Origin of the sequence: Denitrovibrio acetiphilus DSM 12809, assembly GCF_000025725.1 — a bacterium.
Lineage (GTDB): Bacteria > Chrysiogenota > Deferribacteres > Deferribacterales > Geovibrionaceae > Denitrovibrio > Denitrovibrio acetiphilus.
Map to the genome: position 1 here is coordinate 212,719 of NC_013943.1, position 25,723 is coordinate 238,441.

At 43.6% G+C, this 25,723-nt stretch carries 20 protein-coding genes; 15 read left to right on the forward strand and 5 right to left on the reverse strand.

The genetic code is table 11. The annotated features are described in order from the left end of the window. The first annotated feature begins 7 nt into the window (after window positions 1-7). From DACET_RS01025 to DACET_RS01055, 7 genes are all read left to right on the forward strand, one after another. Window positions 8-2,908 carry a molybdopterin-dependent oxidoreductase gene (locus DACET_RS01025; RefSeq protein WP_013009554.1) on the forward strand — a complete coding sequence of 967 codons (2,901 nt, stop codon included), beginning with the start codon at window positions 8-10 and terminating at the stop codon, window positions 2,906-2,908. Window positions 2,909-2,919: 11 nt separating this feature from the next. Continuing rightward, window positions 2,920-3,534, forward strand: coding sequence for a 4Fe-4S dicluster domain-containing protein (locus DACET_RS01030; protein WP_013009555.1), 615 nt, complete (start codon window positions 2,920-2,922; stop codon window positions 3,532-3,534). A 484-nt stretch (window positions 3,535-4,018) separates the two neighbouring features. Beyond that, the gene (locus DACET_RS01035) at window positions 4,019-4,672 is read left to right on the forward strand and encodes a TorD/DmsD family molecular chaperone (protein ID WP_169304164.1); all 654 of its coding nucleotides are present in this window, start codon (window positions 4,019-4,021) and stop codon (window positions 4,670-4,672) included. Between the two features lie 17 nt (window positions 4,673-4,689). Next, complete coding sequence (locus tag DACET_RS01040; RefSeq protein ID WP_013009557.1) at window positions 4,690-5,697, forward strand: 4Fe-4S binding protein; 1,008 nt, start codon at window positions 4,690-4,692, stop codon at window positions 5,695-5,697. A 218-nt stretch (window positions 5,698-5,915) separates the two neighbouring features. Next, a complete protein-coding gene (locus tag DACET_RS01045) occupies window positions 5,916-6,506 on the forward strand; it encodes a paraquat-inducible protein A (RefSeq protein ID WP_013009558.1) in 591 nt (196 codons plus the stop codon). Beyond that, window positions 6,496-7,101, forward strand: a complete 606-nt coding sequence (locus DACET_RS01050) for a paraquat-inducible protein A (RefSeq protein WP_013009559.1) — start codon at window positions 6,496-6,498, stop codon at window positions 7,099-7,101. The genes DACET_RS01045 and DACET_RS01050 overlap by 11 nt, the downstream gene beginning before the upstream one ends. A gap of 1 nt (window position 7,102) precedes the next feature. Then, on the forward strand, window positions 7,103-10,069 hold the full coding sequence (locus tag DACET_RS01055; protein ID WP_013009560.1) for an MlaD family protein: 2,967 nt from the start codon (window positions 7,103-7,105) through the stop codon (window positions 10,067-10,069). A 123-nt stretch (window positions 10,070-10,192) separates the two neighbouring features. On the opposite strand, the gene DACET_RS01060 is transcribed toward DACET_RS01055, so the two are convergent. The 4 genes from DACET_RS01060 to DACET_RS01075 all read right to left on the reverse strand — a co-directional run bounded on the left by DACET_RS01060 (window position 10,193) and on the right by DACET_RS01075 (window position 13,038). Continuing rightward, window positions 10,193-10,537 (reverse strand): hypothetical protein, encoded by a 345-nt coding sequence (locus tag DACET_RS01060; RefSeq protein ID WP_013009561.1) that lies wholly within the window; start codon window positions 10,535-10,537, stop codon window positions 10,193-10,195. A gap of 275 nt (window positions 10,538-10,812) precedes the next feature. Further along, a complete protein-coding gene (dmpI, locus tag DACET_RS01065; RefSeq protein ID WP_013009562.1) occupies window positions 10,813-11,001 on the reverse strand; it encodes a 4-oxalocrotonate tautomerase DmpI in 189 nt (62 codons plus the stop codon). 80 nt (window positions 11,002-11,081) lie between these two features. Beyond that, entirely contained in the window at window positions 11,082-11,990 is a 909-nt protein-coding gene (gene rbsK, locus DACET_RS01070) for a ribokinase (protein ID WP_013009563.1), read from the reverse strand. Then, window positions 11,983-13,038, reverse strand: coding sequence for a LacI family DNA-binding transcriptional regulator (locus DACET_RS01075; protein WP_013009564.1), 1,056 nt, complete (start codon window positions 13,036-13,038; stop codon window positions 11,983-11,985). The genes rbsK and DACET_RS01075 overlap by 8 nt, the downstream gene beginning before the upstream one ends. A 206-nt stretch (window positions 13,039-13,244) precedes the next feature. Here DACET_RS01075 and rbsD point away from each other — a divergent pair, with 206 nt between their 5' ends. The 5 genes from rbsD to DACET_RS01100 all read left to right on the forward strand — a co-directional run bounded on the left by rbsD (window position 13,245) and on the right by DACET_RS01100 (window position 18,612). Continuing rightward, the gene (gene rbsD, locus DACET_RS01080) at window positions 13,245-13,643 is read left to right on the forward strand and encodes a D-ribose pyranase (protein ID WP_013009565.1); all 399 of its coding nucleotides are present in this window, start codon (window positions 13,245-13,247) and stop codon (window positions 13,641-13,643) included. Beyond that, window positions 13,643-15,154 carry a sugar ABC transporter ATP-binding protein gene (locus tag DACET_RS01085; RefSeq protein WP_013009566.1) on the forward strand — a complete coding sequence of 504 codons (1,512 nt, stop codon included), beginning with the start codon at window positions 13,643-13,645 and terminating at the stop codon, window positions 15,152-15,154. Before rbsD ends, DACET_RS01085 begins: the two co-directional genes overlap by 1 nt. Before the next feature lie 22 nt (window positions 15,155-15,176). Then, window positions 15,177-16,115, forward strand: coding sequence for a ribose ABC transporter permease (rbsC, locus tag DACET_RS01090; protein ID WP_013009567.1), 939 nt, complete (start codon window positions 15,177-15,179; stop codon window positions 16,113-16,115). 22 nt (window positions 16,116-16,137) lie between these two features. Continuing rightward, window positions 16,138-17,010, forward strand: coding sequence for a ribose ABC transporter substrate-binding protein RbsB (rbsB, locus tag DACET_RS01095; protein ID WP_013009568.1), 873 nt, complete (start codon window positions 16,138-16,140; stop codon window positions 17,008-17,010). A gap of 174 nt (window positions 17,011-17,184) precedes the next feature. Continuing rightward, complete coding sequence (locus DACET_RS01100) at window positions 17,185-18,612, forward strand: carbon starvation CstA family protein (RefSeq protein ID WP_013009569.1); 1,428 nt, start codon at window positions 17,185-17,187, stop codon at window positions 18,610-18,612. 111 nt (window positions 18,613-18,723) lie between these two features. On the opposite strand, the gene DACET_RS01105 is transcribed toward DACET_RS01100, so the two are convergent. Beyond that, window positions 18,724-20,634 carry a sensor histidine kinase gene (locus tag DACET_RS01105; protein WP_013009570.1) on the reverse strand — a complete coding sequence of 637 codons (1,911 nt, stop codon included), beginning with the start codon at window positions 20,632-20,634 and terminating at the stop codon, window positions 18,724-18,726. Between the two features lie 412 nt (window positions 20,635-21,046). Between DACET_RS01105 and DACET_RS01110 the strand changes: the two genes are divergently transcribed. The 3 genes from DACET_RS01110 (at window position 21,047) to DACET_RS01120 (ending at window position 25,720) form a co-directional block, all read left to right on the forward strand. After that, on the forward strand, window positions 21,047-21,889 hold the full coding sequence (locus tag DACET_RS01110) for a sulfide/dihydroorotate dehydrogenase-like FAD/NAD-binding protein (protein WP_013009571.1): 843 nt from the start codon (window positions 21,047-21,049) through the stop codon (window positions 21,887-21,889). 12 nt (window positions 21,890-21,901) lie between these two features. Further along, window positions 21,902-23,389: an NADPH-dependent glutamate synthase gene (gene gltA / locus DACET_RS01115; protein ID WP_013009572.1), complete on the forward strand. Its 1,488-nt coding sequence runs from the start codon at window positions 21,902-21,904 to the stop codon at window positions 23,387-23,389. A gap of 294 nt (window positions 23,390-23,683) precedes the next feature. Continuing rightward, window positions 23,684-25,720: a methyl-accepting chemotaxis protein gene (locus DACET_RS01120; protein ID WP_013009573.1), complete on the forward strand. Its 2,037-nt coding sequence runs from the start codon at window positions 23,684-23,686 to the stop codon at window positions 25,718-25,720. Window positions 25,721-25,723 lie beyond the last annotated feature (3 nt).

The following is a 25,723-nucleotide window of genomic DNA, read 5'->3' on the forward strand; positions in this document are numbered from 1 at the left end:
GTAAATAATGAGTTTAAAAGATAAATTACTTAAATCCCAAGAAGTAACCCGTCGTACCTTCCTTAAGGGTGCGAGTGCAGCCGGAGCTGCAGCGGCGCTTTACGGTTGCGGCGGAGGCGGCGGCGGTAAAACTTACATGGAAGAGGACGATACTCTTGAAGTGCCGGAAATAAAAGGAACAATCATACCAAGTACCACCCCTCACAACTGTGGTGGACGTTGTGTCAGTAAGTTTTATGTTGAAGATGGTGTAATCAAGAGAATCGTATCTGATGAAAGAGGCGATGTTGACCTTAAAGATGGTGACGATCCTGAGTATCGTGCCTGTGTAAGGTGTCACGCTAAAAAGCAGTGGTTCAACCGTAATGACCGCCTTCTTTATCCACTCAAACAGACTGGTGAGAGGGGCGATATTAACGGTTTTCAGCGTATCTCATGGGAGCAGGCATATACAGAGATCGCTGCCAAGATGCAGGAGATAAAAGACACATACGGAAATGAAGCATTCCATAATATGTATGCTTCCGGTGATGCTTCAGGCTGGGGTGGTGCGGCAAATCTCAGGCTTTTGAATCTCTTTGGCGGGTATACATCATATTATCTCAGCTACAGCTCTCCAACACTTCAGCACGTTGCAAGATTTGTTGAAGGGAAAGGATTTGCAAACCCCTATGGCAACTCAAGACAGGATGCTCAGTATGCAGATAACATCGTGCTCTGGTCCTGTAACTATCACGAGTCTGTAATCGGTACAAACTCCGGATGGTATCTGTCACAGTTCAAAGAGATGGGAATTCCTATAACATCAGTTGATGTGAGGTATTCTATGTCAACAGCGACTGTTGCCAGCGATTTTGTTGATGTTGAGCCTGGTACTGATTCTGCCCTTGTACTTGGAATGATGTATCATCTGCTTACAGACAGACTTGCAGACCTTGATATAGATTTTATTAAAGCTTATGTTTTCGGTTTCTTTGATAACGGCAATGATTCCTATCATGTAGATCTGGATACAACAAGATATAAAGTTCCTGACGGTGCTTCTCTCAGTGCTTTCATTATGGGTGATGACAACAGTCTCACAACTGTAATGCACGGTGGAGAATCGCTTAACAATGCAACATCAGTATATCCTCAGACTATAGGTTATGAAGTTAATGCTGATGATGAGCTTTACGGTAAAACAGTAAGCATCTGGGGACAGAAAGCTAAAACACCTGAGTGGGCTGAGAAGATCACCGGTGTTCCTGCTGCTAAAATCCGTCAGATGGCTGACATGTACCTTGATACAAAAGTTACTACATGGAGTGGTCTTGGATACAACAGAGGAGCTGAGTCAGAGCAGATTATCTGGCTTCTCCGTATACTTTCTGCCATAACTAAAAACTTTGGTGTCCATGGTGCAGGATACGGGCGTAACTCTCAGAACGTTTCACCGACACTGCCTAGCAACGGTATGTCCAGTGGTGTTTCTAACGGTGTTAGCCTTAAAAGCAAAATATATGATGATACAAGACTTACTTCTCCGCTGGATTACGTTCCTACAGGTCAGATGAATAACCTCTCTGTCTTTACTATTCCTGATGCAGTTGCCAGCGAGGCCACAGGTAAATCCAGATGGAATGACGGTCAGGTTAAGCAGCTTACAACACCTTTTAAAGCTCTGTTTATTGCTGCCGGTAACATCATGTATAATCAGCACTCCGGAACTGAATATGCAGGTGAGATCTTCAAAGATAAGAGCAAGCTTGAGCTTATCGTTAACATGGAACCGTTCATGACTTCCTCAGCAAGTATATCTGACTATATTCTTCCTTCTACTCTGCCTGGAGAAAAACCAGGTGCTGTAAACGCATGGACCACAGGTGAGGTCGCTATCAAGATGAACAAAGTCATCGACAGCCCCGGGGAAGTGATGGACGAGTATACAATTTGCGGTAAAATAGCTGAAAAACTCGGCTTTGGTGCAGATTACTTTGATGGGTACGCCGAAGGAACAGAGGGTATGGAAACCAGACTGAGAGACGGCTGGGAATCTGCTAACCTTTCTTCCAAATACGGCATGACATATGATGAATGGAGCGAAAAAGGTATCGCAAGCCTTCACGGAACTTACGATGAACAGTTTATTAACCATCAAGCCTTCCGCGAAGATCCTGTTAATAACCCACTTCAGACACCATCTGGTAAATTCGAGGCTTACTGTCTTGGTATGATGGAAGACTATGAAGCCAGATATCATGAAAATGTTGATACTGTGACAGCAGATTCTGACGGTACAGACACTCTTTATGGCGGCACACTTTATACTGAATACCATTCAGATTCTAACGCCAGAAGATTCGTCTACCCGATTCCTATGTACATCCCTATGTCTGAAGGACGTCACGCAATTGATGCCATAGATCCATCAGATGAGCTTTGCCACGACGACCCGCTCGGTCTTAACGACAAAGGGTACACATTTAACCTGCTTAGCTGGCACTTGATGTATCGTTCACACTCAACACTGAACAACAACGGTTTCCTGAATGAAGTTTACAAAAAGGACATTAACGGAAACAAAGCATTCATAGATAATGAGCGTGAATTCACTGACGGCGTATGGGATGAGGATATTTATGAGCCTATCTGGATCAATGCGGCAGATGCAAAAGATGCAGGTGTCACAACAGGTGACAGAGTGCTTGTAAGCAACGATAGAGGAAAACTCTATGCAACAGCGGTAGTAACACAGAGAACTCCTGTCGGTACAGTCTCAATGGGACAGGGTGGCTGGTTACAGCTGAACTCCGAAGGGATAGACATCGGCGGATGTGTGAGTACAGTAACAAGCCCAAGACCTTCAAGGATCTGCAAAGGGAACAACTGTGCGACTGACTGCCGCGTAAAATTTGAGAAAGCATAGGGAGGATTATAATGGCTCAGATGGCATTTTACTTTAATCAAGATAGATGTATGGGTTGTAACGCCTGTACAGTAGCCTGTAAAGACTGGAACGGTGTAGAACCTGGACAGGCTAGCTGGAGACGATACAGCAATGAAGAATCAGGTACATTTCCTAATGTTGAAGTGTTTAACCTCGTTCTTTCATGTAACCATTGTGCTAACCCTGCCTGTACAGCAGCTTGTCCGGTTGGCGCTATATATAAAAGAGAAGAAGACGGCATCGTAATCGTAAACCGTGATCTCTGTCAGGATATCAAAGCCTGTGCAGTAGCGTGTCCTTATGGTGCGCCTCAGTTCGGCGATGACGACAGTGAACCGGTACCGGAAGCTTCATGGGCAGTAGCTCACCCGATGCAGAAATGTACTTTCTGCTGGGACAGACTGGCAGAAGGTCTTAAGCCAGCTTGTGTCGCCGCATGCCCTCAGCGTGCGCTTGACTTTGGTACAGTAGCTGAAATAACAGCTAAATACCCTACAGCAGTAAAAACTGTAGTTGGTATGCCTCAGTCTGACCTTGATGCCAACGGCAACAAGCTCGAATCAGGCGACACTGTTCCGTCTATTTATTTTACACCAAAGAGCTAACAGGCTCTTAACATTTCCGGCGGGGTGCATAACATGTGCCCCGCCTTTTAATTGTTCTGTATGTCTTAAATTCGTAGCGAAGATAAAAAGTGTCTATGGCAAACATATTTTCTTGCTCTCGTAGTCATTTTGTAAATATCCTTTACCTTATCTTAACCAAACAAATGTTAGATATAATACAAATATATTTGCGGTGGTCTGTTATGCTGCGAAATGGATCGAAAATACACTGTGAATTCGGGAATTAATACAGTCGGTAGAAATCACCCTGTAGGTATTTTATAACTGATTGGGCTTGTTGATGTGCCCGGAGTACGAGTAAGTAAGCTTCGGGCGCATCCTTACCTCTAGGACAACGACTTCCGCCTGCATTAATTGCCGAAGAGACAATCCATAGGGTGAAAATTACCCGATGAACTAATATACACAAAGTCTTCGGCTGTTGTATGTGGGGTGATTTATGGTCACAGGTGTAATTTCAAATATGATGAGAGTGCGGAGTGTTGCATATAGCATATTTTCAAGGGTTTTTGAAAATGTTCCGGACGAGTGTTCAGACCGCTTCTGTGCTGATACTGCAAAGCATATTTTTGAACTGGCTGATTTGTCAGATAATGAGGACTTTAGATTAGGGGCAGAGATGCTGGAAGTCTTTTACGGCTCGAAGGAATGTCCGGTTGAGCTTGCCGCCAGCCGTGATGACAGAGCCAGAGACTACACAAGGCTTTTTGTTTTTGGAAAGCTCTCTGTCCCAATTAATGAGTCAGGGTATACATGCTCTGAGAAAAAATATAACTCAGAAATTGGTGCACTGTCATTTTATTCGTCGCGTTTCTTAAATAGAAATGTTAGAAACAGAAGTCTGGGTCATATCTCGGCAGAGCTACAGTTTGCGGGACTTCTCAGCCTTAAAGCAGCGGCTTTTATGGATTCTGGTAATTTTGAAGAAGCCGATAAGTTCGTTGACGAACAGCACCAGTTTAACTTACACCACCTTTCTGGTTGGGCGTCTCAGTTTTGTGATGCTGTAACTGACAGCAGAGATGATCTTATAAACAGTTTTTACCCCGCACATGCTTACATGCTTAAGGGCTTTTTGGCTGAAGATATGTTATTTTTGAAAGAATTGATGGAATAGACAACACGGAGCAAGTTATGGGATTGCTGGATAATGTACTTAGCAAATTCAGTGAATCGTTAGTTATAAACAGCGCACTATGCAGCCGTATCAGGCATAAAAAATCGGAATGCAGCCGTTGCATGGACTCATGCCCAAATGAGGCTATAGATATAACACGTGCAGGCGGTAAGGTGTTGGTAAGCTGGGAAAGCTGCACAGCCTGCGGTGAGTGTATCACAGCGTGCCCGAATAGTGTTTTTAGTATAAAACTCGTAGACAAGAACAGAATATATACCGCCATGAAGGAGTGCATTGCCGAAAGCGGAGAAGCTGTCTTTACCTGTTTGAAAGGGAAAGATGACTGTCGTGCGTTTCTCCCGAGCCTTGCCTATGCCGACAGAAAGCTCCTCGTTAAGGCTGCACTCTGCGGGGCGGAAAGAATTGTCCTCATGCATGGAGAATGCGGAGATTGCCGTCATTCAAAATGCAGAGAAACATTTGAAAAAGAAATTGATACCGTCAGAAGGATTTTTCAACTTGCCGGCGTGGATATAAAGATATCTGTCGAGACCGATGCAGGGAATAAGGATAAAAAGAGAGCAGCGGAAAGGCTTAGGAAAGATGAAAAAGCCATGAGCAGACGAGAGTTTTTCTCCTTTGTCGGGAACAGGACAAAGCAGTCCGTCGGACAGACTATATACAGTATATCAGAGAATGATCAGGATCGAAAAAAGACTGTTCTGTTCGCAGAAACAGATAGAGGTAAATCGTTTAGCGAAGACTTAGTTGCTATCGGTGGCGATGCTCTGCCGGGGCTGCTCAGAAAAGAGGGGCTTCTGCCGTCTGTGTCTATAGATAAAACCACATGCACCAACTGCGCTGTATGCTCACGTATGTGCCCGTTTGGTGTTTTTGAACCTATATATAAAGAGATCAAAGGACGTCAGAAGGTTATTGATATTCAGATGAATCTTAATGCCTGTACGGGGTGCGGTATATGTGCCATCGCCTGCATGAGTAAGTCTATTACCTGTCAAAAATAAAACTGTAAAAAATCCCATTCAATATTTTCCAGTGGATGCCATCATTATTTAATATAGTTATGCCGCTTGACTGACTGATGAGTCAGTCATATAGTAATGTGTGAGCTGTCCGTGAATGACGCTCTTGTGCTGTTGTAATATAAACTTATTGTGTGGATGAAGATATCTGAAAAATAATGTATTCTTAGTTTGTAAAACGTAAGGAGTTATCTTAATACATGGTTACATCCTGTCAAGTGTGCGGTCTGGTTGTTGAGGTTGATACAGAAAATGGGCTGAAGGCGAGCTGTCCCAGATGTTCATCTGTATTATTCAAAAGCAGCGGCGGTATGCTGAATACACTTCTGCTCGGTATATCGGCACTTATGCTTTCAGTGCCGGCGGCAACGTACCCTTTTCTGGTCATATACATAAGTGATGAAAAGAGTTCTGCGACTCTCATGCAGACAGCACACATAATGTTCATTGATGGCTTTGGTATCGCCGGAGCGGTTATCCTTTTTACAGCACTCGTTTTCCCTATGTGCTACCTTATACTTATAGTCTATGTTGCGTTCGGATGCGTGGCAGGGATACGTCTGCCTATGGTGTGGAAAGCAGTCAGGGCAATTGATCTTTTTGACTACTTTCAGATGACAGATGTTTTCCTCGTAGGGATCCTTGTCAGTATAGTGAAGCTTATAGATATGGCAGAGGTTAGTTTCGGCTCCGGTTTCTATTTTCTGATAGCGATGACAGTTCTGCTGATAAGCGCAGGGAGCTATTACGATAAAAGGTTATTCTGGTGCAGGGTTCAAAATGCTGAATGACATAGAAAGTAAAGCTTTTTTGTGTGCTACATGCGGAACCCTTGTTAATGAAGAAGGAGCAGAGGGGGCAGCATGTCCGGTATGCGGAAGCAGGCTTCAGCGGCGTAAAAAACACAGCCTTCAGCGGACATGGGCACTTACTATCGCTTCTATCATATTATATTTCCCGGCGAACCTGCTGCCTGTTATGGATGTGCAGGTTATGGGTGACAGCACTAGTAATACTATATTGGGTGGAGTTATACAGTTTTATCAATATGATATGTATTTCATATGTGCTGTTGTGTTTGTTGCGAGTTTTGTTGTACCGATATTTAAGATGACAGTGCTCTTATACCTGCTGACTACACTCAGGAAGAAATCAGGGCTTAATAACGTCCAGAAAACCCGTCTTTACTACATTGTTGAGCATATCGGGAAATGGTCTATGCTTGATGTTTTTGTTGTAGCGATAATGTCCGGTCTGATCAATACCGGATATATGTTAAATATAACAGGCGGATTGGGGATAGTTTTCTTCTCTGCCGTTGTGATACTGACTATGTGGGCTTCTGGGAGCTTTGACACAAGACTTATATGGGACAAAGGTGACTGATATGACTGATCTGCCGAAAGCAAAGAAAATCTATAAACGACAATTTTCAATAATATGGCTGACACCTATTCTTGCTGTGGGGATCATAGTTTGGCTGTTGTATAACGGGTATGTTAATTCCGGTAAAGAGATACGTGTTCAATTTGATACAGGTGCAGGGCTGGTTATTGGTAAGACACCTTTAAAGTATCGTGGGATAACAATAGGCAAAGTCGTTGATTTTGAAATTGCCGACTCTCTTGATAAAGTTGTAGTGGTTATAAAGCTTGACCATGAAGCAGCAGGTGTAGCAAAAGTAGGGAACAAATTCTGGATCGTCAAGCCTGAGCTCAGTCTTGACCGTGTGACAGGTTTGGAAACTATCATTTCCGGCTCATATATAGAGGTTCAGCCTCCCTCTTATGATCTTGCCGATCTGGAGAGCCGTGATGATGAGAGTTTTTTTGTTGGCTTGAAAGCACCCCCCCGCTATGAATTCTCCGGAGATGTAGTTAATGTTAATCTGATTTCCGAAAGTGACCCGAAACTTTTCAGAGGGATGACAGTTTTTCACAACAGTATTGAAGCAGGACAGATACTTTCGGTAACATATGATAATAAAAACAATATTTATCTAGTGTCAGCAATGATCAGCTCTGAGTACGGTCAGTATATAAATGAAACAACAAAATTCTGGAATATAAGCGGAGTTGATATAAGCCTTGATGCGTCAGGCTTCAACCTTCATACAGTCCCTTTGCTGGGGGCGTTTCAGGGGGGGGTGGCATTTGATGCAGAGACGACAGGCAGACGTGCAGAACCCCTTGATGAGTATGACCTCTATGATAATTATGAAGATACTCAGTTAAGCAGAATGTGCATAACCCTTGATATGCCGGACAGTTATGGAGTGAAATCCGACAGAACGCCTGTTATGTTTAAAGGGGTAAAAGTCGGGCTGGTAAAAGATGTTAAGCTTAATAACGATAGAAGCGGAGCTGTGGTCAATATAATGCTGATGAAGAAATATCTGGATTTAGCAGCAGAAGGGAGCAGGTTTGTTCTCAGACAGCCGAGTATTTCTGCTAAAGGTGTTGAAAACATAGCTACTGCCGTCACAGGCGTTTATCTGGAAATTATTGCCGGAGCAGGCGAGCCGAAGTATGAATTCACCCTTGCAGAGGAACCTGTTGTGGATGTGCCGGCAGGCAGCATCCCTATAATCATGACTGCGGATGAAAAAGGTTCTGTCAATTCGGGGTCGGGCATATATTTTAAAGGTGTTCGTGCCGGTGTTGTCACAGGATACAGACTGGAAGACAGCAGAGTCATTTTTGATGCTGTCATCTTTAAGGAATTCAGAGAGATTGCGGTGGAGGGGCTGTACTTTTGGGAGGCAGATGCTCTGAAGGTGCGAATGAGCGGGGAGGGGGTCAGTATAAAGACGACTCCTGTGGCTCAGATTCTCGAGAGTGCGGTTAAGGCCGGTTTCTTCGGGGCAAGAGGTAAGAAACCTTTGGAGAGAGACACTGTACTTGCTCTTTATCCCGATGAGGATACAGCAAAAGAGGCATATATTGCTAAACAGGGAATAAGAAAAATATACCTTATAACAGAAGATGCCAGCTCCCTTGCGAAGGGAGCCCCCGTGTTATATAAAGGCTTTAAGGTTGGTGAGCTCGGAAACAGGTTTCTGGATGCTGACACGGGAAAAGTGCGGATCAGTGCCATGATACAGCCGGAATATAAAAAACTGGTGAATGATAAAACATATTTCTGGAAGCTGGGCGGTTCTTCGGTAAAGTTCGAAGGATCGGAGATTAAAGTCAGTGCGCCGGATATTAAAGAAATTGTCCTTGGAGGGGTTGAGTTTGATAACGCTGATGCACCTCTGGGAAGTGTCGGGAGTGTAATCTACGAAGATCACACTGATGCACAGAAAGCTGTTAATGCCGCTCTGTCGGCTGAAAAAGTACGCCTCTATTCAGATAAAGAGACTATTACTCCGCTGGGGGCTCCTGTCCTTTACCGTGGGGTTAAAGCCGGAGAAGTCTACAGTACCGGATATGATAAAAAGAAGAAGGCGGCTTATGCGGATGTTATTTTATATCGTGAATTTTCAGGTACTTTGACTGATACAACGAGATTCTGGAAGAGCGATTCATTCAGTTTCGAAGCTACCGGAAGAGGTGTGGATATAAAAGCAGAACCGATTGCATCATATACAACCGGTGCTCTGAATTATGAGTCATTTAAAAAACCTGTCGGCACTGACATTATCTATTCAGACAGAGGTGCAGCAGAGGCGCCGGATCTTATCCGTGTTGAACTGCAGCTGAGCAATGCTTCAAACCTTAAGCGGAAAGCTCCGGTTCTGTGCAACGGGGTGCAGATTGGCTATGTGAATACTATTGCCGGAGACATGACAGCGGAGCTTCTTATATACGAAAAATATGCAGACTTTCTGCGTGAAGGAGCTAAATTCTGGATTGAAGATGTTAAAGTCTCTCTGGAAGGTTTTGAAAATGTTAATTCAATGATATACGGTGCAAAGATAAATATGTTTCCGGGCAGTGGTGAAGCTCTCTTTACTTTTAAAATAGACGACACTCCTGTCTCCCCTTATTATGGCAGGAAGGGGCTTCGGCTTGTGCTTCGGTCGGACAGCAGGAGCTCTCTTGAGACAGGTTCTCCTGTTTATTACAGACAGGTTCCCGCTGGTGGTGTGGAGTGGGTTCGCCTGGCTGATGACGGAAGCCGGGTGGAAGTAGGTATTTTTATAGAGGATAAGTACAGGCACCTTGTACGTTCTGTATCTGTTTTTGAAAGTGTAAGCGGGATAAATGCCAGATTTGGTTTATTCAGCGGCTTCAGGTTAAAAACAGGTTCTGCAAAATCAATTCTGATGGGTGGTGTCTCTTTTACAACTGAAAACATGGATGCTCCGGAAGCAGAAGAATCTCAGGTGTTTGAACTGAAAACAGACTAAATAATATATTGCTGATAGTTATGCCGGATGCATTACAGATATGTCCGGCAAAAAAAAAGGGTCGGTAACACCTTCCCTTTTTTTTCTATCTTGATTTCCCGGCTAATTTATAAACATTATATGCTAGATTCTGTTACTGGTTCCAAGACGCTCCCGCACCCAACTACACAGGAAACATCCACCGGCACAGCAGTCACGCATGAACCTGACAGCAAAGCCTGCAATCACCATTACACCTAAAAAGAGAGGCATGGTGAAGATTGTAACCCCAACACCAGATACGATACTGAACATGATCCGGCTGAGTATGGTCCCCGTAAACTCAGAAGGGATAAAGGTTGTATACATTAGTACCGTATAGATGACGAAAACAGCAGCAATACCTATTTTGCAGCTGAGAATTATATCATATGCAACCTTAGCCGAGAAGTTATCAAGATATTTTAGCCAAAGTTCTTTACATTTCATGTTGTGCCTCCTTAAGTAAAATATACAGCATATGTTCATAACAATGCAAGTTGAAAATCATAAAATGTAATAAATAATTAATTAATATATATAGATAGTACGGTTTAGTTTATGTTGAGGAATGAAGATAATAATACTTATTGCTTGCGCAGAGCCGGATTGATATTATGTGTTTCGTGTTTCTGAAGTGAAAACATATAGGTGTGGAAAGTTAACAGGCTGTAGTTTAATATGCTTAAAGTATATGCTCAGTATGTTTGTATATTTTTATGTTGTCATTTAATTTTATCCGTGAGTGTCTGACCGCCAACTCCGATATTATCATGTTCATACTCTTCGATGAAGACCACAAAAGAGCTGGGGCTGATATTGGTGACTTCTGCTGCTGCCGCTGTTAGTTTTTCGATCAGTTCTTTCTTTTTTTCAACTGTAGTTTTGCTAATTTGCATTGTGATTACCGGCATCTTCGTTTCTCCTGTTAAAAATGTTTCTGCACTGTGATTATGTTTTACGTATATCTAGTTTATTACTGTTCATATTTGTTTCAGTTCAGTAGCGTTTTGACTTCTGCTATAACAGGCATACCGCTCTGTGCTCCCTGTTTGGTGGTAGAGATAGCCGCAGCGGCATTTGCAAAACGCACAGCTTCTCTCATGAGCAGTCCTTTCCCCAGAGCGTAGGCGAGCCCAGCATTAAATGTATCCCCTGCTGCTGTTGTATCCTTTACCTCAACCTTGAAACCGTCGATGTGAATAAGTTCTCCGTTGGTATATATATATGCACCCCTTGCACCGGCTTTCATGACAGCATTTTTAGCGCCTCTTTCTATTAGCTTTTCGCCGGCTTTGCGGAAATCAGCATCTGTTTCCGGTTTTATTCCCGTCAGAACTTCAGCTTCTGTCTCATTTGGGGTTATGATGTCAACATTACAGAGCAGGCTGTCTGGAACGTCCGCAGCCGGAGCCGGGTCAAGTATCACTTTTGTTCCGTTCTTCACTGCGATGTCAGCCGCCTGAATTACTGCCTCCATGGGTATCTCAAGCTGGATGAGGAGAAAGTCGGATCTGCTGATTATATCCTGCTTCTCTGAAACGTATAAGCTGTTAACTTTTCCGTTTGCCCCTGCCACTATTATTATTGAATTTTCACCTGAGCTGTCCACGCTGATAACGGCTATACCTGTGGATGTGTCTTCTTGTGATACGCACTCGGTGTTAACTCCGGCGTTTGTGAAATACTGCATGTATTCGCCGGCATATATATCGTTACCGGTTTTGCCCACCATGCTTACTTTCGCACCGAGCCTCGCAAGCGCCACTGCCTGATTTGCCCCTTTTCCTCCGGGAAACGTGGCAAAGGAGAGACCGTTTATCGTTTCACCAGGTCTCGGGAAGCGGTCCACCTGTGTCACCAGATCCATGTTTATACTGCCTGTTACACAAAATTTACTCATGGTTCCCCCATTCATTTCCGCTGTTTAGTTGTTTAACACTTTCCCGCTCTACAACTTCACCGCCTATCATGACCTTTTCATATGGCATTTTGCTCCCCTCTTTGATCCGCTGGAGCAGTATTTTCACTGCTGTCATGCTGATGCGCTTTTTGGAAACCTTGACGGTTGTCAGAGGAGGCTCCGCCATAGAGCTCATAGTCAGGTTGTCAAATCCGACCACAGAGATATCGTCTGGTATTTTATAGCCGTGTTCTCTGAGAGCTTTCATGCATCCGAGAGCTATGATGTCGTTTACACAGAAGAGGGCAGATGGCAGCTTCGGCTTTTTGTCCAGTATTGCGCACATATCCTGATAGGATTTCTCGTATGTTGAATCAACAGAGTATGTATGCTCTTTTGTGAAATTCATGCCGAGTATCTGCATAGACTTTTCAAAACTGTGCATACGGTGTTCGAAGTTGCTTGTTACGTATGTTCCTGTAACAATTCCAGCTTCTGTGTGCCCCATCCTGTGCATGTGCGACATGAGGTTAAATACGGATGAGTCGTTGTTCATATCTACGAAGTCATAGGGCATGTACGGATAGAGAATGTCTATAAAAACAACTGGGATATGTGCTTTCAGAAAATGCTCAATGTCCTCTTCCTTCAGCTCGGTTGCTAATATGACTGCACCTCTCGCAAATGAGCTGTTAATGTGTTCTATGAGGCTGTCCGGCTCGAAGCTGTCGAACGCCGTGACCTCAAGGGAATATCCATTACGTTCTGCTTCATTCAGCGCACCGTCGATGTAGTCTGCGATAAATTCTTTGTGATTCTTATTGAGTATCTGCCCGTGTTTAACGACATTTACAAAGAGAATTGTCTTGTGCTTTCTGTTTAGCCTGCTTGATGTGACGCCTTTGTAATTGTTGGTTCTTGCGATTCTGAGTACTTTTTCCCGTGCTTCGGGACCGACACCCGGTCTGCCGTTCAAAACCAGTGATACTGTGGCAGGGGAGACTTCGGCAAGTTTTGCTATTTCTGTTATTGTGATTTTCTTTTTCATATTATTTTAACTAAACTATCTATAGGGTAGTGCGTTATTTTTTGCGGAAATACTGTCATAAACAAAAATGTCATAGATGTCTATCTCTCCTGCGTCATTATAACATATTTTCATTATCAGCAACTAAAATTTTAGTTAAAAATGCTAAATTTTTTAGTTGATATCCTGTGTGCCTCTGGTATTCTTTAGGTGTAAGGGGATTGACTATGAAAAAAGGTAAACTGCTCAACAGCCGGATATCATCTGTCATTTCTGAGATGGGGCATACTGATATGCTTGTTATAGCTGACGCCGGGCTTCCTGTGCCGGAAGGTTCGGAGCGTATCGACCTTGCCGTGACAGCAGGTGTGCCGGATTTTATGACTGTTCTCAATACTGTTTTAAGCGAGCTTCAGGTAGAGAAATACACTCTCGCTCTGGAGATAAAACAGAAAAATGCCCATATGGAAAAGAGCATAGTAAAAGCTCTCGAAAGTGCAGACAGCTCAGAGTATGTTTCCCACGAAGATTTCAAAGAGCTTACTAAAAAAGCGAAAGCTGTTATCCGGACAGGTGAGTGTTCGCCATATGCAAACGTGATCCTCTATTCGGGGGTGGTGTTTTGATGAGTGTAACTCCTGTTTTAGAAATGAAAAACATCACAAAGGAATTCCCCGGCGTTAAAGCTCTGGATAATGTTTCGCTCCAGATATTCGCGGGTGAGGTGATGGCTCTTCTTGGTGAAAACGGCGCAGGCAAATCCACTCTTATGAAAATTCTCAGCGGTGTCTATACCAAAGATTCCGGTGAAATCTATTACAAAAATATCCCCCTTAATGTTAAAGACCCGAAAGATGCACAGAACAAAGGTATAGCGATAATCCATCAGGAGCTTAATCTTGTGCCGGAGCTTACTGTTGGCGAGAATATCTATCTCGGCAGGGAGCCTGTCAATATCTATGGCAGGATAAAATATAGAGAGATGTATGACCAGTCTGCAAAATATCTTGAAATGCTGGGGGAGGGGAGGATGTCCCCTTCTGCAAAAGTTTCGTCTCTTAGTGTCGGACAGGCGCAGATAGTAGAGATCGCAAAGGCGCTTTCTATGGATGCCCGTGTGATAATCATGGATGAGCCGACAGATTCGCTGACAGACGTAGAGACAGAGAACCTTTACCAAGTTATCAGAGAGCTGAAACAGCAGGGGAAAGCCCTTGTTTATATCTCACATAAATTATCAGAAGTTTTTGACATATGCGACAGAGCAACCGTCCTGCGTGACGGAACTTTCGTAGACATGAAACCAGTCGGCGAGCTCACAGAGGAGTCGATTATACAGCTTATGGTTGGCAGACCTCTATATGAAAGATACCCGAAATCCAAAGGGGAGTGCGGAGAGAAGGTTTTTGAGGTGAGTGGGCTTACAAATCACAAAATAACTGATGTCAGTTTCAGTGTACGAAGAGGTGAAGTTCTTGGTATTGCCGGGCTGATGGGCTCGGGCAGGAGCGAGGTTGCAAAATCTATCTTCGGTGCTATGGCTCTCACAAAAGGTACTGTCACCATTGACGGCGAAGAGATTAAGATATCTCATCCCTCCAGCGCCATTGCAAAAGGGATATCATATGTTTCTGAGGATAGAAAGCAGCTGGGGCTTATTCTCGACATGTCCGTTAAAGAGAATATTACTCTCCCAGCCCTCAAAACATTTCAGAAATTCTTTCGTTTCATCTCTGTTGACGAAGAGATCAAAACATCTGAGCACTACATTGAGAAGATGTCTATCAAGACCACAGGACCGATGCAGAAGGTTGTGAACCTCAGCGGAGGTAACCAGCAGAAGGTGGCAATAGGCAAAGGGCTTGTGACATCGCCGAAGGTGGTTATCCTGGACGAGCCAACAAGGGGTGTTGATGTCGGTGCGAAGAAAGAGATATACGACCTTATAAACGAGCTTAAAGAAAACGGTCTTGCCATAATCCTGATATCCTCTGAAATGCCGGAGGTGATGGGGATGAGTGACCGCATTATTGTTATGAGTGCGGGGTGTGTGGCTGGGGAAGTTTCCAGAGCAGATGCCACACAGGAAAAGATAATGACACTCGCCATGAAGAATCTGACAAAGAGCGCAGTTTAATACACTGACGGGGAGCTGTTTGATGAAAATTGACTTTAAAGAACTGTTAGTGAGGTTCAGACCTCTGCTGGGGCTGATCATACTCGCAGTCATAATATCACTGATAAATCCGAGGTTTTTGTCTGTAAACAACATTCTGAATGTTCTGCGCCAAACGTCAATTAACGCTGTGATAGCCGCGGGGATGACATTCGTAATACTTACCGGAGGTATAGACCTTTCTGTTGGATCTATACTTGCCATATGCGGTGCGGTCTCTGCTTTTATGATCGCTGCTGACGCCGGAGTCGCCGTCACACTTTTTACAACATTATCATTGGGGACAATTCTCGGGGTGCTGGCAGGTATAGCTATAACCAAAGGGAAGGTTCAGCCTTTCATAGCAACCCTTGTGGGGATGACCCTTCTTAGGGGTGCAACTCTTGTCTTTACTGATGGTAAGCCGATCTCCACAGGGTACGATACTGCCGCTGATATTTATGCATGGTTCGGGACAGGGTACATATTCGGCATACCTGTTCCTGTTTTTCTCATGATTGCGGTTTTCGGTATCTCTTATTATGTTTTAAAACATACCCGTTTCGGACGATACGTTTACGCTATCGGGGGGAACGAAGAGGCATCTAGACTTTCCGGTGTGCGTGTCAGCAGGGTGAAGATAGCTGTTTATGCAATAAGCGGGCTGACCTCTGCTGTTGCAGGTATTATCCTGACATCAAGACTCTCATCTGCTCAGCCCACGGCTGGGGCAGGGTATGAGCTTGACGCCATTGCAGCGGTTGTACTTGGCGGGACGAGTCTTGCGGGCGGTGTAGGTACTGTGTTTGGAACGCTGACAGGTGCGCTTATCATAGGCATACTGAACAATGCGCTGAATCTTATGAATGTTTCGTCCTATTATCAGATGATCGCAAAGGGTTCTGTGATACTTATCGCAGTCCTTATGGATAGAAAGAAGTGACCAATCATAAGAGGAGTCTAATATGAAGAAGCTATTTGTAATTATACTGGTTGTTGCCTTCGCGGCACTTCCGGCTTTCGCAGCAAACAAGACGGTGGGTCTTGTCGTGTCCACATTAAATAATCCTTTCTTTGTCACACTGAAGGATGGGGCAGTTGAAAAAGCGGGCGAGCTTGGCATAGACCTTGTGGTTCTCGACTCTCAGAATGACCCCGCAAAAGAGATCGCTAATGTTGAAGATCTTCTTTCAAGGGGTGTCGCAGCAATACTTATAAACCCAACAGACTCAGATGCTGTGGGCAATGCTATCAAAATCGCAAACAGAGCAAAAATACCTGTTGTCACACTGGACAGAGGCGCAAACAGGGGTGAGGTTGTCTCTCATATAGCTTCCGATAATGTTGCCGGCGGTAAAATGGCTGGTGAATATATCATCGAAAAACTCGGCAAAAAAGGGAAAGTTGTTGAGCTTGAAGGTATCCCGGGCACATCCGCAGCTAGGGACAGAGGCAAGGGTTTTAACTCTGCTGTAAAAGGTACAGGAGTTGAGGTTGTTGCCCGCCAGACAGCGGATTTCGACAGAACAAAGGGGCTTAACGTTATGGAGAATATCCTTCAGGCACAGCCGTCAATAGATGCTGTTTTTGCTCATAACGATGAGATGGCTCTTGGCGCTCTTAAGGCTATTCAGGGGACAGACAGGAAAATTATTGTGGTAGGGTTTGACGCCACTGATGACGCTGTGAAATCTGTCAAAGAGGGTGAGATGGCAGCGACTGTTGCTCAGCAGCCGGCTTTTATCGGTGCGAAAGGTGTAGAGATAGCCAAGGCTTTTCTCGAAGGTAAGAAAGTTGAAGCGAACGTCCCTGTCGGACTGAAACTTATCACTAAATAAATGCATTCGGCGGGGCGTTCTGTCCCGCCATTTTACTTTCTGTAAATTTCGCTTCCTGAGATTATTTCATTTTAACAAAAAGTTAATTTTTTGTGTAATTTATTTAATCTATGATGTATTTACTGGTTAACTATTATTTGTTTTTATTATAATATGTATCATGGAGGCATAACTATGATCATATTTTTTACCAGTGTAGCACTGCTGGTCGCAGGCTACTTTGTTTATGGTGCAGTGGTGGACAGGATTTTTGAACCGGACGAAACGAGACCCACCCCTGCAGTTACTCACACAGACGGTGTGGATTTTGTGGAGATGAAGGAGTGGAAGATTTACCTCGTTCAGCTTCTTAATATCGCAGGGTTAGGTCCTATCTTCGGTCCTATCCTCGGTGCTCTTTACGGCCCGAGTGCTCTTCTCTGGATAGTCTTTGGTACTATTTTCGGCGGAGCAGTGCACGACTATTTCTCCGGCATGCTCTCAATCAGGAGCGAAGGCAAAAGTATCCCTGACGTTGTCGGGTATAATCTTGGTTATTTTTTCAAACAATTTATGCGTGTTCTTTCCGTGGTTCTTCTTTTACTTGTCGGTGTTGTTTTTGTTCTCGGACCTGCAAAACTTCTTACAAATATGACCGGTATTTCAGTTCCGATACTTGTAGGTATTATTTTCGCTTATTATTTCGTAGCAACCATACTTCCTATCGATAAAATCATCGGGAAAGTATATCCGATTTTCGGTGCGGTACTTATCTTTATGGCAGCAGGTCTTATTATTGCTCTTATAGCAAAAGGCTATCATTTTTTTCCGGAAAAAACTCTTGCGAACATCAACCCTCAGAAACTCCCTCTGTGGCCTTTGATGTTCATAACCATTGCCTGTGGTGCGATAAGCGGCTTTCATGCCACACAATCCCCGCTGATGGCAAGGTGCCTGCCTAATGAAAAGATGGGGAGAAAAGTTTTTTATGGAGCTATGGTCGGTGAAGGTATTATCGCTCTCGTGTGGGCGACACTTGGACTCAGCTTTTATCAGAATGTCGAGGGGCTGAATGCAGCTCTTGCCATCGGTGGACCTGCGTACGTTGTAAACGAGATATCTACGACACTTCTCGGAGGTTTCGGTGGTCTGCTTGCTGTGGTGGGTGTTATCATTCTCCCTATCAGTTCCGGTGACACAGCTTTCCGCAGTGCGAGACTTATTATTGCCGACATGCTGAATTTTGACCAGAAGCCTCACCTGAAGAGACTTATGATATGCGTTCCGCTTTTTATCGTGGGATTTCTTATTACAAAGTCAAACTTTGGTGTCATCTGGAGATACTTCGGCTGGGCTAACCAGACTCTTGCGGCTGTTGTCTTATGGTCTGCTGCTGCATATCTTATTAAGCTGGGCAAGTTCCACTGGATAGCGTCAGTGCCTGCAACATTTATGACTGCGGTTACTGTGACCTACCTTGCATATGCGAAAATAGGCTTCGGGCTGGACATACAGATTTCAACTTATATCGGGATTGTTGCGGCTGTAGTTGCAGTTATTGCATTTTTTGTTGCTTTCAGAAAGCGGGTAAGCACAGAAGAGGCAGAATCTATAACGGCGTAAAATCGTAAAAAATAGAAACGGCGGGGTCTATGGCTCTGCCGTTCTCTTATCTGAACATGACATACATAGTTTTACTCAATGTTTATGGAAAAAGCCAGATTGGGGCTGATCTCACTGTTCATTATTTTCGGGAAAGGTGACGAGTACTCCTAACCCCTGGTTTGGTATGTTTTCTAAAGATATTTCCCATCTGTTTTTCTCAACAAGGTCTTTGACTATGGTGAGTCCGAGTCCCGTGTTGCCTTTTTTGGTTGTGTAGAAAGGATTAAAGAGTTGTTCTGTATCCGCAGCTCCTTTGCCGGAATCGTATATATGAAGTGTCGGAGTGTCTTCTGTTATGCTTGTTTCAGCAAAGATTTCTCCACCGTTTTTCAGCTCCTGAATGGAGTTTATAGCTATGTTAAAAATTATCTGACGTATTTCCGTTTCGTCGCAGAAAAGGTCGTAGTCGCCCCTGTTTATAATGTTGAATCTGATATTATTCTTATCCATTTCCACCGCTAAGAAGTTTTTTACTTCTGAAAGGATAGTGTGTATATTCATGAGTTTTTGCTTTCTGGTTTCACGCCCGTTAAATTTCGTGATCTTATTTAGAAAATCGGTCAGGTTTTGCATCTGGGAGATGATTTCTGCTATACGCTCATTTCCGGTTTCTGCCTGAAGAGTTCTTAGAGAATCATATATTGATGCCAGAGGGATCTCCAGCTCCTGTGCAAGCGAAGCTGATATGAGCCCCAGAGATGCCAGTCTGTCTGCGTGTATTAGCTGTGTATGCATGTCGCGAAGTTCTTTTTCGTACTGCACCTGTTTTTGAGCCATGCCGGATATTTGTTTAATATTTTTTTCTATACGTTCTTCTAGATTGTTGTTAAGGCTGGCAAGTTTTGTTGTTGTGGTGCGCAGTCCGGTTGCCATCTTATTCATTTCAAGCCCTATTTCATCGAATTCTTTTACGCCGGTGGGCTTGAAAGGTCTATCCGAAGCCTCAGGGATGAAGAGGATGATGTCTTTTATAAATCTTGTTATCTTGCTTGATACAGTCATTGAGAACACTGCAGCAACGCCTAAGATAGTTATAACTGCTATCAGTAGCTTCTGTATGGTAGATGCCATAGGTCCGAATATCTCGTTGTTGGCATAGGTGAGGACAACGCGCCATGTGTTGCCCGTTTGTTCCGTGTGGAAATTTATAGGCATAACAGAAAGGTACCCATTCCCTGTTTTTGTAAGCTCTTTTGAGGGGGCACTGAAAATTGTTTCGCTGTTGATCTGAAGCTTTTTGTTGAGTATTTCAGGCTCATTAACGTAAAAGTTACTTCCGTCATAGCCTATATATTGCCCTTTACTGTTCATGAGAAATGCCTTGTCTGCTCTGTTGCCGGCAAAAGGCAGGATTTTACTAAGGATATAATTACCATCCATATTAACAAGTAATATTCCGCAAAGTTCTTGTTTATCATATACTTTTATGCCTATTCGGGCTACTAGCCTCCACGGTGTTTCAACTTTATTGTGTTCGACGTTCAGGTCAAGGTCTGAAACATAGGTCTCATTCAGCTGGGTGTTAAGGGCCTGGTCAACATAGTAATAGTCTGATTTGTCCTGTAGGTCTTCATTCGCAACCCACTGTAGGTTCTGCTGTCTTCTGTTTAAGCGGAGCTTTTCCATACCTCTTGAGTTGAGGAAACGGAGCTGAAGGTATTCCGGATGGCGTATCATTGCACTTTCAAAGTTAGTCTTAACATTATCTAGATTTTCTTCAGAGCTGATAAATTGCGTGAATGAGTCATGGTCTCTTATTACTGATAGCTCAAGTGCTGTAGAGATAATCATATCGCTGAGAAAAGAGTCGATAAGACTGAACTGTTCAGACGTCATCTGTCTTGTGTGGTTGACCATGATATTTTTAACAGCAAAAAAAACAGTAAATGTAAACATCACGGTAGGGATAAGCGCAACCAGAAGGAACGCCGGGAGCAGTCTCCCTGTAATTGAGTTGAAAAAGCTTTGCTTGTCTTTCATAATTAATCTCGCAAAATAATTTATACGATATATAGAATAATAAAGCGTGCATCTGTTAAATTCAATCTAATCTGTCCGTATTGTGAAATGATACTAGGAAAGTGCCGGGACGCGTATGTTGTTTAATGGTGTTGTATTATAAAAGTTAATAAAGCTATTGAAAAAGCGTATTATGCTTTTGTCGGACATGTGTTTTCAGAACTGCGTTTGATCAGTTTTTTGAAATTTACTGATGATAATCTGTAAGAAGTATATATGTTAAAAAAGTAATACAAAAATGATGATATGATTTTTTGTGTTGGTTAGATAATAGAACAATGTGTCTCTTTTGTATGGAAATGCTATTGTTACAAAGCACTTGTCAGGAGTTTTCTTTGCTACTATCCTGTGTGTAATAATTTGAGGTGTAATTATGAGTAGAATACTGTCGAAGATACATCTTTCAAAAGATGTCTTTCAGATGAAGTTACAAGCTCCTAACATAGCCCGTGAACGGAAAGCGGGGCAGTTTGTTATTTTGCAGGCTGATTCGGACTATACAGAGCGTATTCCGCTTACTATCGCTGATGCGGATGCAGAAGAAGGGAGCATAACAATCATATTTCAGGTTGTTGGTAAAACTACACTGAATCTTGCCCTGATGAATGAAGGTGATGTTATTGAAAACGTTCTGGGACCGCTTGGACAGCCCACACATATTGAAAATTTTGGTACAGTGGTTTGTGTTGGCGGGGGGATAGGCGTTGCGCCGCTGCATCCTATAGCTCAGGCTATGAAGGACGCCGGCAACCGTGTGATTACCATCGTAGGAGCCAGAACTAAAGAGCTTCTGATACTGGAAGACGAGATGCGGGCGATCGCAGATGAGTTTATTGTTTGTACTGACGATGGTTCCTACGGGCGCAAAGACCTGGTGACCAAGCCTCTTCAGGAGATATGCGAGTCAGAGAAACCGGATGTCGCTGTTGTGATCGGACCTCCGGTAATGATGAAGTTCTGTGCTGAAACCACAAGACCCTACGGTATTAAAACCTATGCGTCGCTCAACACCATCATGGTTGACGGAACAGGCATGTGCGGCGGCTGCCGTGTGACAGTGGGTAACGAGACAAAGTTTGTCTGTGTGGACGGGCCGGAGTTTGATGCTCATCTGGTGGATTTTGATACTATGATGCTCCGACTCACTTCATTTAAGACGATAGAGCAGAAATCAAACCACGAGTGCCATCTTGAAAAGGCGATAGAAAAACTTTAGGAGATTGTAACCATGACATATATCCCAGCGGAGAAATTAGAACAGGAGGCTAAGGAGCTTCTTGATAAACTGGATTTTGATAAGATGAAGCCAAGGGAGAGAATGCAGATTCCTATGCAGGAGATGCCCTCTCAGGAGCCGGCTGTCAGAGCAAAAAATATAGAGGAAGTAGCTCTCGGTTATTACGAAGAGCAGGTGAAGATAGAGGCAGAGAGATGCCTTCAATGTAAGAATGCACCTTGTATAAAGGGGTGTCCCGTTGGAATCAATATCCCGGGCTTCCTGAAAGCTGCTGCCGAAGGGGATTATCAGAAGTCTGTTGATATCATAAAAGAATCAAGTATGCTCCCTGCTATATGCGGGCGTGTCTGCCCTCAGGAGACACAGTGCATGGAGCTTTGCACTGTTGGCAAGGGACTTAAAGATAAAGACAAATCTGTGGCAATAGGACGTGTGGAGCGTTTCGTCGCTGACTGGGAGCGTGAAACAGGGAAAATGTCTCTGCCGGAGATAGCACCAGCAACAGGCAAAAAAGTTGGTATTGTCGGCTCTGGACCGGCAGGGCTGACCGCAGCAGCAGACATACGCAAAGCAGGACACGAAGTTGTTCTCTTCGAAGCTTTTCATAAGCTGGGAGGAGTTATGGTCTATGGTATTCCGGAGTTCAGACTGCCGAAGGCTATTCTTGATAAAGAAGTTGAAAATCTGCTCTCTATGGGTGTGAAGATCGAAAAAAACTTTCTCGTGGGAAGGACAAGAAAGCTCAGCGACCTTTTGGAAAAAGATGGATACGATGCACTGTTCATCGGAACCGGTGCGGGGCTACCGAATTTCATGAACATAGAAGGGGAGAATCTCGTTGGTGTATTCAGTGCAAATGAATTTCTCACGAGAGCAAATCTTATGAAAGCCTATACACCGGATAAGGCTGATACCCCCATATATACCGGAAAGAAGACAGCTGTTATCGGGGGCGGAAACGTGGCTATGGACGCAGCAAGAATGGCTCTTCGTGTTGGAGCGGAAGAGGTATATGTTATATATAGGCGCACAGAGAAAGAGATGCCCGCAAGGCGGGAGGAAGTAGTTCATGCGCAGGAAGAAGGGATTCACTTCAACTTTCTTACAAACCCTAAGCGGGTAATCAGCGATGGTAAAGGGCATGTGGCAGGTATTGAGTGCCTGAGATATGAGCTTGGCGAACCTGATGATTCCGGCAGGAGACGCCCTGTCGCTATCGAAGGGAGCGAGTTTGTCCTTGAGATGGATTCTGTGATTATGGCTCTCGGTAACTCATCCAACCCGCTTATCAGTCAGACAGCAAAAGAGATAAGTGTTAACAAATGGGGCAATATAACTGTAGATGAGGATGGTAAGACCTCTATGGATAGGGTTTATGCAGGGGGGGATATTGTTCTCGGTGCTGCAACTGTTATCCTTGCTATGGGGGAAGGACGCAGAGCGGCAGAGTCTATCAATAAGCTTTTAGCTTCAGAATAATTAAAATAATACAGGCGGACCTTCTGTGTCCGCTTTTTTTCAAGACGTTATAAATCATAAAACTCTATGAACTTCTGCTGGTAACTTGTTTTCTGTCAACACCTTGTCTTTGCGATCTTATGCCATAGAACCATTAACATTAGAGTGTCAAGTTAAATCAGCATTGTGAGGGTATATACTGTTTGCATGTAGATATATTACGAAATATAGAGGTTTTCTTTTAAAAGAAAACAATATGTGTTAATATTTAGTTAATAGGTGCGACAGGCATCGATCTGCTTATGGGAGCTGAAGATGAAAAGTATTAAGATGAAGTACTCATTATACTTCGGGATACCTCTTGTTGTGATCTTTATTCTGCTTGCTTTTTTTACCGGTGAAAAAGTTAAGAAAGAGATGCTCGCTGAAGTCCACGGAGCCCTTAAGTCAGAGTCTGAGCTTCTCAGGGAAACAGTTAACCTCTATTATGATCAAACTCTTGGTATAGTTAAATCCAATTTTAATCAGATCAGAAATATGGTCTATGCTGACGGTAGTTTTGAAATTGACAATTCTGAAATCAAAGAATTGGAAGTTATACATCAGGGTACAGGCGAGTCTGATACTGCATTAATTCCAGATATGAAACTTGACAATAAAAGTGTATTTGCTAATTATCCGCTGGTAGATGAGATTGTGGATAAATCTAAGATCGAGGGGTTGACGGCAACTATCTTTCAGGCTTTTGATAAAGGACTTCTTCGTATATCAACAAATATTCGCAAAGAAGATGGAAGCAGAGCTGTCGGAACTTATATCCCTTCTGGCTCTGAAGTATATAAGACAGTAGCAAAAGGAGAAACTTATACTGGCAGGGCAGCAATACTTGGTAAATGGTACTGGACAACTTATGAACCTATAATAAAGGATTCGCAGCTGATTGGTGTTTTGTATGTTGGTATAGCCGAAGATGTTCTTATCAAAACTATTCAGCAATCATTCAGTAAAATAGTCATAGGTACAACAGGTTATCCGTATATTTTCGACATGAAAGGGACGTATCTGGTGCATCCGGAGAAAGCTGGGCAAAATGATTTTGACATTGTAGACTCAAAAGGTAAAAAGCACATTCAGGAGATGATTCAGAAAAAGAGCGGAACTTTGAACTACTACAAAGAGGCTGACGGTAAGCATAAAAAGAAAATAGTAGAATTTGCTCACATTGAAGCACTTGACTGGATTGTTGCTATTGGTTCATACGAAAGTGAATTTCTCATCTATCAGCAGCGTGTTATAAAAGGGCTGGCAGTTATCCACATCGTCGCTATCGTGCTTTTGATGATAATGGTATTCGCTGTAACAGGAATACTTGCGAAAGATCTGATCTATCTCAGAGACAAGATGGTGGACGAACGCGACCTCACAAATAGAATTATCCTGATCAGAGCGGACGAGGTCGGACAGCTGGCATCATACATGAACGCTTTTATTGTAAATTTACAGAAGATAATCATACAGGTAAAGGAGAACGCTCTCAATCTCTCCAGTATAAACAACGAGCTTGCTTCCACAACTGAGGAATTTTCAGTGACCTTTAAAGAGCAGACAGAAGAGGTGAGTGAAATCAATACTGAGCTTGCATCTGTGAAAGCTCAGTCAGATGTTGTTGAAGCGAACCTGCAAAAAGTGTCGGACCAGACAACCGAAACAATGAAGAAAACCCTTGTTGGCAGTGAAAAACTTGATAAGTCGCTTGAAGCGATCGAAACTATCAGAAGGCATGTCGAAGACCTTTCGGAAAGTGTCGGCAAGCTGTCCGCTTCTTCTGATGATATTGGGAATATTGTAAGTGTTATTGACGACATTGCAGACCAGACAAACCTGCTTGCCCTGAATGCCGCTATTGAGGCAGCAAGAGCAGGGGAAGCAGGCAGAGGTTTTGCCGTTGTTGCGGATGAGGTTCGTAAGCTTGCGGAAAAAACTCAGCTTGCGACAACTGAGATCGGCAACATTATAGGTGTACTCCAGAAAGAGACAGGGGTTGTCAACTCAACCATGGGGGAGGCTTCGGGCAGTGTCGCTGTTGGCGTTGAGACAATTGGGGATGCAAAAGAGACCTTTGATGTTATCGTTGGGGCTATGGACGAGATAAAAACATCCAGCGGGGAGATGGTGATATCCGTGGCTTTGCAGACAGAGTCTCTTATGAGCATCAGTCAGAAGCTAGAGCATGTTACTGAGAGCATACAGCAGAGCTTTATCGCTGTTTCAAATGTCAACATGACTGTTGCACAGCTTCAGCAGGACGCAAGCGACCTGATGGCTATCACAGAAGAGTTTAAGACTGAATAGTTA

What these genes read in the sequence shown, in the direction of transcription:
- DACET_RS01025 (WP_013009554.1), top strand. Translation starts at nt 8, where the DNA reads ATGAGTTTAAAAGATAAATTACTTAAATCCCAAGAAGTAACCCGTCGT.
- DACET_RS01030 (WP_013009555.1), top strand. Translation starts at nt 2,920, where the DNA reads ATGGCTCAGATGGCATTTTACTTTAATCAAGATAGATGTATGGGTTGT.
- DACET_RS01035 (WP_169304164.1), top strand. Translation starts at nt 4,019, where the DNA reads ATGATGAGAGTGCGGAGTGTTGCATATAGCATATTTTCAAGGGTTTTT.
- DACET_RS01040 (WP_013009557.1), top strand. Translation starts at nt 4,690, where the DNA reads ATGGGATTGCTGGATAATGTACTTAGCAAATTCAGTGAATCGTTAGTT.
- DACET_RS01045 (WP_013009558.1), top strand. Translation starts at nt 5,916, where the DNA reads ATGGTTACATCCTGTCAAGTGTGCGGTCTGGTTGTTGAGGTTGATACA.
- DACET_RS01050 (WP_013009559.1), top strand. Translation starts at nt 6,496, where the DNA reads ATGCTGAATGACATAGAAAGTAAAGCTTTTTTGTGTGCTACATGCGGA.
- DACET_RS01055 (WP_013009560.1), top strand. Translation starts at nt 7,103, where the DNA reads ATGACTGATCTGCCGAAAGCAAAGAAAATCTATAAACGACAATTTTCA.
- DACET_RS01060 (WP_013009561.1), bottom strand. Translation starts at nt 10,537, where the DNA reads ATGAAATGTAAAGAACTTTGGCTAAAATATCTTGATAACTTCTCGGCT.
- dmpI (WP_013009562.1), bottom strand. Translation starts at nt 11,001, where the DNA reads ATGCCGGTAATCACAATGCAAATTAGCAAAACTACAGTTGAAAAAAAG.
- rbsK (WP_013009563.1), bottom strand. Translation starts at nt 11,990, where the DNA reads ATGAGTAAATTTTGTGTAACAGGCAGTATAAACATGGATCTGGTGACA.
- DACET_RS01075 (WP_013009564.1), bottom strand. Translation starts at nt 13,038, where the DNA reads ATGAAAAAGAAAATCACAATAACAGAAATAGCAAAACTTGCCGAAGTC.
- rbsD (WP_013009565.1), top strand. Translation starts at nt 13,245, where the DNA reads ATGAAAAAAGGTAAACTGCTCAACAGCCGGATATCATCTGTCATTTCT.
- DACET_RS01085 (WP_013009566.1), top strand. Translation starts at nt 13,643, where the DNA reads ATGAGTGTAACTCCTGTTTTAGAAATGAAAAACATCACAAAGGAATTC.
- rbsC (WP_013009567.1), top strand. Translation starts at nt 15,177, where the DNA reads ATGAAAATTGACTTTAAAGAACTGTTAGTGAGGTTCAGACCTCTGCTG.
- rbsB (WP_013009568.1), top strand. Translation starts at nt 16,138, where the DNA reads ATGAAGAAGCTATTTGTAATTATACTGGTTGTTGCCTTCGCGGCACTT.
- DACET_RS01100 (WP_013009569.1), top strand. Translation starts at nt 17,185, where the DNA reads ATGATCATATTTTTTACCAGTGTAGCACTGCTGGTCGCAGGCTACTTT.
- DACET_RS01105 (WP_013009570.1), bottom strand. Translation starts at nt 20,634, where the DNA reads ATGAAAGACAAGCAAAGCTTTTTCAACTCAATTACAGGGAGACTGCTC.
- DACET_RS01110 (WP_013009571.1), top strand. Translation starts at nt 21,047, where the DNA reads ATGAGTAGAATACTGTCGAAGATACATCTTTCAAAAGATGTCTTTCAG.
- gltA (WP_013009572.1), top strand. Translation starts at nt 21,902, where the DNA reads ATGACATATATCCCAGCGGAGAAATTAGAACAGGAGGCTAAGGAGCTT.
- DACET_RS01120 (WP_013009573.1), top strand. Translation starts at nt 23,684, where the DNA reads ATGAAAAGTATTAAGATGAAGTACTCATTATACTTCGGGATACCTCTT.